We start from the raw sequence: 2302 nt of genomic DNA, 5'->3' as shown, positions 1-2302 counted from the left end.
GGCTCCAGGTGGTAATTATCTTTCTACGGTCAAATTTTCTCCGGACGGCACACGTCTGGCAGTAGGATTTAGCAATGTACCCCGTGTTAATGTCCTATCTATCCCTGATTTAGCAGTTCTTTATTCACCTTCAACAGATGATCTTGCACAAAACCAGGGTAGCCTTAATAGCGTCACTTGGTCTGCTAACGGTAACTACCTGTATGCCGCTGGAATGCGACAAATAAAAGAGCAAGATATCTGGCGCACCCCGATTCGCCGTTGGAACGATGCCGGGCGTGGCATGCATGTGGACCTCAAAACCAGCACTACCAATACCATCACTGCATTGGCTCCGCTATCAGACGGTTCTCTGGCATTCGGTTCTACTCAGCCAGCTCTTGGTCTGCTTGAGCCGGACGGCAACGAACGATTCTTCCTCGTGCCATTACTTGCCGACTATCGTGCCATTAAGTGGAGATTTACTGTTTCACAGGATGGCACATTTGTACGATTCAGCTATGACTCTGACGACAAATTTCCTGCAGCATTTGCTGGGAGCAATCGCTCGCTAATTATTACTCCAGGGCCTTTGCCGCTCTTTCATCCCGATGTAACCTCTCTAAAAATAAAGAATTGGCACAACGCTTTGGGACCCACTTTCAACAATCTTTCTCTCAACCTGAAAAGTGATGAGACATCCCGTGTCATTGCCATCGCTCCTGATAAGCGTTCCTTCTCACTAGGCTCTGATTGGTGGCTAAGGCGTTTTGATTCTGCTGGTAATGAAGTGTGGAAACTCCCGGCACCTGCTCCCACTTATGCCTTAAACGTAGCACCTAACGGAAATGTTGTTGTGGCTGGTTTTGGCGACGGTACTATCCGCTGGTATCGCTACTCTGACGGCAAGGAGCTTGCGGCATTTTTCCCCCATGCCGACAAAAAACGTTGGGTTCTATGGACGCCGGAAGGCTTCTTTGACCACTCTCCAGGCGGCGAGGAGTTGATCGGTTTTCACCTGAACCGCACCAAAAATGAAGCTGCTGAATTTATACCCGCTGCCCAGCTATACAAAGACTTCTACCGCCCCGACCTTGTGACCGCCTCGCTGGAAGGTAAAGACATCTCGTCCTACGCCAAGGCAGTGGATATCAAAAAACTGTTGATTGCCTCGAACATGCCGCCCAAGGCTCGCATAGCAAACAAAGTGTCTGCAACAGACAAACCTGAGGCGGAGATAAACGCAGAAATATGCGATACCGGTGGCGGAATTGGCGACATAACACTCTACCTGAACAATATGCCGGTTGAGTTGGAAAGTAGTGGACGTAGCCTAAAAGCTATCTCAAAAAAACAGAAAGAAACGTGTTATAGCTTCAACCGAACGCTCACCCTGGATAATGGCGATAACACCATTGCAATCATGGCCTATAACCGAGAAAATAGCATTGAGTCCGAACGGCCATCTGTAACCATCAGGCATACGTCAGCCTATACTAGCAAACCTAATCTGCATATCCTGACCATTGCGATTGATAACTACCGGGATGGAGACTTGCATCTTAAATATTCCAAGGCTGATGCCAAAGCTGTGGCTGATACTATTCAAAACAAGGGTAAGGAGCTTTTTGGCTCCATTACAAGACATACATTTTCAGACGCGGAAGTGACCAAAGAACGCCTTGAGGCCGCATTTTCAGCTATTGGCAAAACGATCAGACGTAGTGACATGTTTATCTTGTTCATAGCGGGGCACGGCATTACCTACAGTAAAGATGGTTCGTTTTATTTTCTTCCAGTGAATTTCCGCTACTCGCAAGATGAGGACATTCCGAAGCAGGGTGTTTCCATGAATGACCTCAAACGCTATCTGGCAAACATCCAGGCATCAAAATCGCTCTTGCTGTTGGATACTTGCAACAGCGGCTCCTTTGCAGAAGCGATCGCCACACGGGGGATACTGGAAAAGACAGCCATCAACAAACTGACACGTGCGGTGGGACGTCATACTATTGTGGCAAGCAGCAGAAGTCAGGTGGCCTTGGAAGGCTTTCAAGGACATGGTGCTTTTTCGTGGGTACTACTGGATGGCATACAGGGGAAGGCAGCCACCACAAAAGGGGTGGTGACAGTCAACTCCTTAGTGTCCTACGTCGAAACGACGTTACCAGAATTAACCTATAAAAAATGGGGATATGAACAGATTCCTCAGAAAAGCTTAATCGGTGAGGACTTTACTATCGTGGTAAAGTAAATCAATCGCCGTACATTCTTGCGCTGACATAGTTCGAAGTGCATCGACCAGGGGACGCCAAATCCGATG

General features: G+C 48.0%; 1 protein-coding gene. It reads left to right on the top strand.

Going from position 1 to position 2302, the window contains the following annotated elements; genetic code table 11:
- Nucleotides 1-2233: caspase family protein (locus OEL57_RS16230; RefSeq protein WP_300741920.1), on the top strand; the 2233-nt coding region annotated here is incomplete at its 5' end.
- Nucleotides 2234-2302: the final 69 nt, after the last annotated feature.

The organism is Trichlorobacter sp. (genome assembly GCF_030247655.1).
Taxonomy (GTDB): domain Bacteria; phylum Desulfobacterota; class Desulfuromonadia; order Geobacterales; family Pseudopelobacteraceae; genus Trichlorobacter.
Note: the sequence above shows the minus strand (reverse complement) of the source record. Positions and strands in the feature narration are given on the sequence as shown.